This is a genomic window from Salinivibrio sp. PR919, from assembly GCF_001995355.1.
GTDB classification, from domain to species: Bacteria; Pseudomonadota; Gammaproteobacteria; order Enterobacterales; family Vibrionaceae; genus Salinivibrio; species Salinivibrio proteolyticus.
Window position 1 is genome coordinate 1 of record NZ_MUFL01000111.1, and the last position, 7,977, is coordinate 7,977.

Below are 7,977 nucleotides of genomic sequence, written 5' to 3' on the forward strand. Positions count from 1 at the left end.
GTCTTAAGATAGGCGGTTAATCGTTGCGACTACCAGCTAGCCGGACTAAATTGCTGACCTGCAAGTGCCGCTTCGACCATCAGGCCACCCTTAGCATGGGTAAAGACAGTCAGACCATTAACATAATAGGCTTTTGACTGACGGTTACTGGCTGACGCCGAGGTGCCTGCGGTGCCGGCTTGCGCAGAGGCGCCTTCGGTTAAGGCAGTCGCGGAGGCTTGTGCGCCCAGCTCTACTTGTCCTTTCATAAAGCGGTCATACGCGGCTTGATCTTCAAAAAAGACGATTTCGCTGAAGGCTTGTCCGCCAAAAGTAAGACCGACCGACACTTGCTTTAACTCGGCTGCGCTGACCGGTTGACCTTGGCGGTAGACCACGCCTTTACCGTATGCGCCGCCCACCCAAAAACCGCCTTTACCGACCGAAGGAAACACGGCATAGCCATAGGCGTTATCAAAAAACGGTTGGGTTTGCGGATATTGATAAAACTGATCGCGTGCCAGGTTTGCTTGGCTAATTTGATCCTGCTGAGAATGGGTGGCACAGCCTACTAGGGCGGTCAGTGCCACTAACGCCATGCTCAACCATACATACGAACGACGTAACATGTTTTTATCCCTCTTCGTCATCAAAGTGAGTCTTTCACCTCACACGTTACGTCAGTTCAGGCGGACAAATGTCAGGCGCGTGTGGAAATTTTCCGTGGAGTGCGATGATAAGGCTGGCCGCGATATCGCCAGCCAATAAGCCCACTTATCACCACCCAAATCCAAAGCGGGGTATTACCCCATTGGCGATAGGGGGTGAGACCCACAGTGCTGGTGACTGTGGTGGTAAGCACACCGGTTTCAAATTGCGGGAGGGATTGCTGAATATTGCCGCGTGCATCCATAATCGCAGTCACACCATTATTGGTGGCACGAATGACCGGCAAGCCAAACTCACGCGCGCGCATCCGCGCAATCTCTAAATGCTGCAATGGGCCAATTGAGCGGCCAAACCACGCATCATTCGATAAAGTGATAATCGCGTTACTGTCCGGCGTCAAGTTGGCGCGAATTTGCGCTGGAAACGCAATTTCGTAGCAAAGCGCCGTGATGTAGGCCAAGCCATTGGCCGGTAATGCCGGTTGTATGGCCTCGCCCGGTGAGAACGAAGACATGGGCAAATTAAATAAAGGCGCAAGCGGACGCAGTAACGATTCAAAGGGAACGAATTCACCAAACGGGAGCAAATGATGCTTGCTGTATTGCTTCGGCGCAGGATACTGATAGCTAGGCGTATCAGCGCCAACCGCAATCACATTATTAAAATATTGCCCTGCCGCATTTTGGTCTAACACGCCGGTAATGACCGTGGTGTGGTTATTTTTCGCGGCGGTATCTAATTGCTCAAAAAAGCGAGGTAAGTCACGCTCCAATGCCGGAATAGCCGCTTCTGGCCAGATCACCACATCGCTATCCCAATGTTGGCGGGTGAGATCTAGGTACTTCATTAAGGTTGGCCAGCGTTGATCGATACGCCACTTTAACGCTTGGGGAATATTGCCTTGGATCAGTGAAACCGTTTGTTGTTTCTCTGGATTCGCTTCAACCCACTGGATGGTGTTAAGCCCGTAGGCACACGCGGATATCCCTGCGATCGCCACAAGGCCAGCTAACTGCTTGCGTCCTTGCCACGCGCCCCATTTGGGCGTGATTAAGGTCGCCAATCCTGCCATTAGCACCAGCACCCAAGTGATGCCTTGCACACCGAGCACAGGCGCTACGCCAGCTAAAGGACTATCAATTTGGCTGTAGCCGGGCCACAGCCACGGGAAACCGGTAAAGACCCAGCCTCGTAACCCATCGGCCACCAGCCATAGACTAGGCGCGAGAAATAGCCACTTAATCGCGGCATGGCGCACCGAGCAGCGCGCTAACACTCCGGCGAATAACGCAGGATACAATGCAAGGTATATGACCAGCAGCGCCATTAAGGACAAGCCTGCTATGGCGGGCATGCCTCCAAAATGATCGATACTGACATACACCCAGCTGACGCCGGTAGCAAATTGACCCAGACCCCAGAAAAAGCCGAGCAAACTGGCCCTTTTGGGGGAGGTGGATTGGAGCAACAGGAATAGACCCCAAAGCGATACTGGCATTAGCAGCCAGTAAGAGAAGGGGGCAAAGGCAAGGGTGGCACTGGCACCAAGCAGGGCAGCCGCGAGAGGCTGCCCAATTTGACGCACAATGTGATTAATCGCTTTCACTTTGAGGTTCGCTACTGTCAGGAATGGTGACTTGTAGCTGAATGATACGACGGCTGTCTGCCGAGGTCACCTTAAAGTGGAAATGTTCGATATCCACTTCCTCGCCGCGATCGGGCAGATGGCCAAAGCTGGTCATGACCAAGCCGCCGATGGTGTCTACCACATCGTCTTGGAACTGACTGCCGAAATGTGTATTAAAGTCTTCTAACGTGGTCAGTGCTTTTACCGCAAAAGTATGGCGGCTTAGCTGACGGATTTCTTGTTCGTCGTCCTCGTCGTACTCATCTTCGATTTCGCCAACGATTTCTTCCAAGATATCTTCAATGGTGACCACGCCCGATACACCGCCAAATTCATCGATCACGATCGCCATGTGGTAGCGTTCTTCTTGGAACTCTTTGAGTAAGCGGTCAACGCGTTTACTCTCAGGCACCACCACGGCAGGGCGTAACACCTTCTCGATATCGAAGTTTTCGGCATCTGGGCGCAAGTAGCGCAGCAGATCTTTCGCAAGTAAGATGCCTTCAACATGGTCTTTGTCATCGCTGATCACAGGATAACGCGAGTGTTGGGCATCAATGATGATATTAATGATCGCTTCCAAAGACTGCGATCGTTCAACGGTTACCATCTGCGAGCGGGGGATCATGATATCTCGAACACGCATGTCGGAGATTTGCATGACACCTTCCAGCATGTCTCTTGTGTCATGGTCGATCAGGGCGTTTTGCTCTGAATCGCGGAACACATCCACCAGTTCCTGTCTGTCTTTAGGATCAGCTTGGAAAAACTGTCCTAGCCGCTCGAAGAAGGTCTTCCTACTCGGACCGTCTGCGTTTTGCGAATTATCGTCGTTCATTCAAATTCATTCAGTTAGTTAACGCTCAATGAAGTCGTTCGCATAGGGATCAGGCACCCCCATGGTAGCTAAAATGTCACGCTCTAAGGCTTCCATTTGCTCGGCTTCATCATCCTCAATATGGTCGTAACCGAGCAGGTGTAAGCTGCCATGCACGACCATGTGTGCCCAGTGATCCATCAATTGCTTGCCTTGTTGTTCAGCTTCACGCTCAACCACTTGGCGGCAAATGATCAGATCGCCGAGCAAATCAATGTCGATACCGGGAGGGGCATCGAACGGAAACGATAACACATTTGTGGGTTTATCTTTGCCACGATAATCGCGATTCAAGCTCTGGCTCTCACCTTCGTCAACCAGACGAATCGTGACTTCCGCTTGTTCACGCGCGTTGCGCACGGCGTGTTCAAACCAAGCTTGGAGCTGATCATCACTGGGCAACCCGTCAGTATTATCACACGCCAGCTGAACATCCACGTAATAACTCATGATTGTTCCTGCGATTGGCTGTGTTCTGTGTGCATTTGTGCTTCGCGTGCCTCACGACGACGCGCTTCGGCTTCTTTGCGTGCGCGCGCATCTTCCGCTTCCCATTTATCATAGGCTTGAACAATACGCGTCACCACAGGGTGGCGAACCACGTCGTCAGCTTGAAAGAAGTGGAAGCTGATTTCTTTGACATCAGAGAGCACTTCAATGGCATGGCGTAAGCCCGATTTCGCGTTGCGTGGCAAATCCACTTGTGTCACGTCACCGGTGATCACAGCACGCGAATTAAAGCCAATCCGAGTCAGGAACATCTTCATTTGTTCCACCGTCGTGTTTTGGCTTTCATCGAGAATAATAAAAGCGTCATTGAGGGTACGGCCACGCATATAGGCCAGCGGCGCGACTTCAATCACGTTACGGTCAATCAGCTTTTCAACGCGCTCAAAGCCAAGCATTTCAAACAAGGCATCGTACAAAGGGCGCAGATAAGGATCGACTTTTTGGCTGAGATCGCCGGGCAAAAAGCCCAGTTTTTCACCGGCCTCTACCGCAGGACGTGTCAGCAAAATACGGCGAATTTCTTGGCGCTCAAGTGCATCAACCGCCGCTGCGACCGCCAAGTAGGTTTTACCGGTTCCCGCCGGACCAATACCAAAGGTAATGTCATGGCTAACCATGTTAGCAATATATTGCGCTTGGTTTGGCGTACGCGGTTTGATCACCCCTTTTTTGGTTTTGATATTAATCTCTTTACCGTATGGGATGCTTGATTCGGTGGTTTGCTCGAGTACGCCCGATTCTTTGATTGCCAAGTGAATGGCTTCCGGCTCAATGTCTGGGTAGCTGCCACGCACTGGGGCAGTATCAACATACAAATGCTTGAGAATATCTACCGCGGCATTCGCGGTATGTGGCTTGCCAACAATCGAAAACGCATTGTGTCTGTGATTAATTTCCACACCTAAGCGGCGTTCTAATTGTTTGATATTGTCGTCAAACGGGCCACAAAGATTGGCAAGTCGGGTGTTATCGGCTGGCTCTAAAGTAAGATCAAGAGTGATAATTTTAGACAAGGTTATCCTCGCTTTAGGCGCCGGCTTCCCGGCGCCCTTGAATCGATGAACTCCTTAAGGAGTATATACACCAACGCCAAGCTCGTTTTCATTACGTGTTTTCGCCATGATTTCGGTTGGCGAGACGGCGACACGCAGGTCCATATCTTTTTCAGTACGAACCAGCTCACCGCGGAGCGAGTTTGGCATCACTTCAGTAATTTTGACGTCAACAAATTGGCCAATCAAATCGACAGAGCCTTCAAAGTTAACGACACGGTTGTTTTCGGTACGGCCGCGTAGCTCCATCAGATTCTTACGAGATGGGCCTTCAACCAGAATACGTTGCTCCGTGTTGAGCATCAGTCGTGAGTAACGCATCGCTTGGCTGTTAATTTGTTGCTGCAGGCGGTACAGACGTTCTTTTTTCACTTGCTCTGGGGTGTCGTCAGGCATATCGGCGGCTGGCGTACCAGGGCGTGGTGAATACACAAAACTAAAGCTCATATCGAAGTCGATATCCGTGATCAGCTTCATGGTCGCTTCAAAGTCTTGGTCCGTTTCACCCGGGAAGCCGACGATAAAGTCAGAGCTGATGGTAATATCAGGGCGCGCTTGACGCAGCTTACGAATTTTTGACTTATACTCGATAGCGGTGTGCGGACGCTTCATCATAGTCAGAATTCGGTCTGAACCACTTTGCACTGGCAAGTGGAGGAAGCTCACCACTTCTGGCGTATCACGATACACCTCGATGATATCGTCAGTAAACTCAACCGGATGGCTGGTGGTGTAGCGAATACGGTCAATGCCATCAATCGCAGCCACATAACGCAGCAGCTCGGCAAAGGTACAAATCTCACCGTCGTGCATTTCACCACGATAGGCGTTTACGTTTTGCCCCAGCAGGTTCACTTCACGGACGCCTTGCTCGGCCAGTTGGGCAATCTCAAACAGGACATCGTCGAGCGGACGGCTCACTTCTTCACCGCGCGTATAAGGCACCACGCAGAAGGTACAGTACTTGGAGCAGCCTTCCATAATCGAAACGAAAGCGGTCGGTCCTTCTGCACGCGGCTCGGGAAGACGATCGAATTTCTCTATTTCCGGGAAGGTAATGTCCATCACGGGCGCATGATCTGAGCGTGATTGTTTGATCATCTCAGGAAGGCGGTGCAGCGTTTGCGGGCCAAAAATTACATCCACATAAGGTGCGCGCTCACGGATGTGGTCGCCTTCTTGTGTTGCTACACAGCCACCAACCCCGATCACCAAATCTGGATTCTTGTCTTTCAGTGTTTTCCAACGCCCGAGTTGGTGGAAAACCTTCTCTTGCGCTTTTTCACGGATAGAGCAGGTGTTTAGGAGGAGAACATCTGCTTCTTCTGGTTGCTCGGTCAGCTCGTAACCACCGGAAGCATTGAGCAGATCTGCCATTTTGGATGAGTCATACTCATTCATTTGGCAACCCCAGGTTTTAATCAGCAGTTTCTTAGCCATGTAACTTTACGCTCGTTTTTAATCTTATGGTCGACATTACCCCTCAAGCTGTGTGGTTTTTAACCAGTCAATCAGCTTGGCAAGCCGCGTATTGTACTGCTTTCCAATAACGCTGACCAGATCACAGGGCCGATGAAATGATCCTCAGAACCTTCAATCTTGGTAAGGCATTGACAAAGGACACAACCTGACTCGCATTTATGGTGGTTACTGCCAAGAACATTGACGCAATTTGATCTGATTTAGGTCGAATTCTCGTTAACCTTCAGTAGAATGCCCTCATTGCTAGTAAAAAGAGATAGTCATGAACCCATTTGAAATCATTATTGTTGGCGGTGGCATGGTGGGTGCGGCCGCTGCGTTGGGATTAGCGCGTCAGGGGCGTCAGGTTGCGTTGGTTGAGCGCCAAGTTCCTCAGTCATTTTCGCCCTCACAGCCAATGGATCTTCGTGTTTCGGCTATCTCTCATGCGTCGGTGGCGCTACTGTCCGATTTAGGGGCATGGACGGACATTGAAGCCATGCGTGTGTGTCCATATCGCCGCCTTGAAACGTGGGAAGCGGAAGACAGCCGTGTCTGCTTTAGCGCAGAGCAACTCGACTTACCCCAACTGGGATATATGGTCGAAAATCGTTTGATTCAACTCGGACTCTGGCAGCAATTCTCACGCTATGACAACTTGCACGTTTTCTCGCCCGCATCGATTACATCAATGCATCAAAAGGGGCAGCAACACTATGTTGAGTTAGACAACGGCGACACACTGACAGCGCCGTGGTTGATTGGTGCGGATGGCGCAAACTCTCGAGTGCGAGACTACGCCAAGATTGGCATCACCAGCTGGGACTATCGCCAACATTGCATGCTGATTAGTGTCGAAACCGCGTCGCCGCAGCAAGATATCACATGGCAACAATTCTTCCCTTCCGGGCCGCGCTCCTTCTTGCCGCTTTGCGGTCAGCAAGCTTCCTTGGTGTGGTACGACAGCCCTCAACGTATTCAGCAATTGTGTCAGTTAGATGCGGCGCAGTTAAAAGCAGAGATTGTGGMGAATTTTCCCGCCGAAGTTGGAGAGGTGACGCCTGTCAACTGGGGCGCATTCCCGCTGACGCGACGCCAYGCGCAGCAGTACCATCGTCATGGTGTTGTGGTGATTGGTGATGCTGCCCACACCATTAACCCACTCGCAGGGCAAGGGGTGAACTTAGGCTTTAAAGATGTAGCGGCCCTGCTGGATGCCTGTGCCGATGCAGGCGAACACTGGCAGGATAATGCGACATTAGTAGCTTATGAGAAAGCCCGCCGCACCGATAACATGATGATGCAAACCGGCATGGATGTGTTTTACGCCGCATTTAGCAATCGAATCACGCCTTTAAAACTGGCGCGTAATGCGTTGTTTAAACTGGCCGAACACAGTGGTCCAGTGAAAAAACATGTATTGAAGTATGCGTTAGGGCTCTAGCCTTCGCGACAAGAGCAAGGACGCGATATGGTGAACTACCAGACGATTATTTTTGATATTGGCAATGTGATGGTGCGTTGGTCACCGGAAGAAATCATCCGTCTAACCTTAGGGGACGCGGCAGATGCCCACACGTATGCCAATCAAATCTTCCCCAGTGATACTTGGCAAGCGCTGAATCGTGGCACGCTCACCGAAGCGCAAGCCAAGCAACGTTTTGCCAAAGAAACGTCGCTAAGCCCTGCGCAGCTTGAGGCACTGTTTTATTACATTAAACAGACTCAAATTTGTCTTTACGGTAGTGTCGAGTTACTTCACTCGGCCAAACAGGCTGGATACGGTGTTTATGCGTTAACCG

General features: G+C 51.0%; 7 protein-coding genes and 1 pseudogene. 2 read left to right on the forward strand and 6 right to left on the reverse strand.

Annotated elements, in window-relative coordinates; genetic code table 11:
- Positions 1-29: 29 nt before the first annotated feature.
- From BZG83_RS15050 to miaB, 6 genes are all read right to left on the reverse strand, one after another.
- Positions 30-608: a YSC84-related protein gene (locus BZG83_RS15050; RefSeq protein WP_077455604.1), complete on the reverse strand. Its 579-nt coding sequence runs from the start codon at positions 606-608 to the stop codon at positions 30-32.
- A 71-nt stretch (positions 609-679) separates the two neighbouring features.
- On the reverse strand, positions 680-2,245 hold the full coding sequence (gene lnt / locus BZG83_RS15055) for an apolipoprotein N-acyltransferase (RefSeq protein ID WP_077481759.1): 1,566 nt from the start codon (positions 2,243-2,245) through the stop codon (positions 680-682).
- Entirely contained in the window at positions 2,241-3,113 is an 873-nt protein-coding gene (corC, locus tag BZG83_RS15060) for a CNNM family magnesium/cobalt transport protein CorC (RefSeq protein WP_069587389.1), read from the reverse strand. The genes lnt and corC overlap by 5 nt, the downstream gene beginning before the upstream one ends.
- 18 nt (positions 3,114-3,131) lie before the next feature.
- Positions 3,132-3,602, reverse strand: a complete 471-nt coding sequence (gene ybeY / locus BZG83_RS15065) for an rRNA maturation RNase YbeY (protein ID WP_077481753.1) — start codon at positions 3,600-3,602, stop codon at positions 3,132-3,134.
- Positions 3,599-4,675 (reverse strand): PhoH family protein, encoded by a 1,077-nt coding sequence (locus tag BZG83_RS15070; protein ID WP_077481755.1) that lies wholly within the window; start codon positions 4,673-4,675, stop codon positions 3,599-3,601. The genes ybeY and BZG83_RS15070 overlap by 4 nt, the downstream gene beginning before the upstream one ends.
- Positions 4,676-4,729: 54 nt before the next feature.
- Positions 4,730-6,154 (reverse strand): tRNA (N6-isopentenyl adenosine(37)-C2)-methylthiotransferase MiaB, encoded by a 1,425-nt coding sequence (miaB, locus tag BZG83_RS15075; protein WP_069587386.1) that lies wholly within the window; start codon positions 6,152-6,154, stop codon positions 4,730-4,732.
- Positions 6,155-6,458: 304 nt separating this feature from the next.
- Between miaB and BZG83_RS15080 the strand changes: the two genes are divergently transcribed.
- Together BZG83_RS15080 and BZG83_RS15085 are read left to right on the forward strand one after the other, a co-directional pair.
- Positions 6,459-7,619: a 2-octaprenyl-3-methyl-6-methoxy-1,4-benzoquinol hydroxylase gene (locus BZG83_RS15080; RefSeq protein ID WP_077481757.1), complete on the forward strand. Its 1,161-nt coding sequence runs from the start codon at positions 6,459-6,461 to the stop codon at positions 7,617-7,619.
- Between the two features lie 27 nt (positions 7,620-7,646).
- A pseudogene (locus tag BZG83_RS15085) lies at positions 7,647-7,977 on the forward strand (HAD family hydrolase); the annotation flags it as partial.

What these genes read in the sequence shown, in the direction of transcription:
- BZG83_RS15050 (WP_077455604.1), bottom strand. Translation starts at nt 608, where the DNA reads ATGTTACGTCGTTCGTATGTATGGTTGAGCATGGCGTTAGTGGCACTG.
- corC (WP_069587389.1), bottom strand. Translation starts at nt 3,113, where the DNA reads ATGAACGACGATAATTCGCAAAACGCAGACGGTCCGAGTAGGAAGACC.
- ybeY (WP_077481753.1), bottom strand. Translation starts at nt 3,602, where the DNA reads ATGAGTTATTACGTGGATGTTCAGCTGGCGTGTGATAATACTGACGGG.
- miaB (WP_069587386.1), bottom strand. Translation starts at nt 6,154, where the DNA reads ATGGCTAAGAAACTGCTGATTAAAACCTGGGGTTGCCAAATGAATGAG.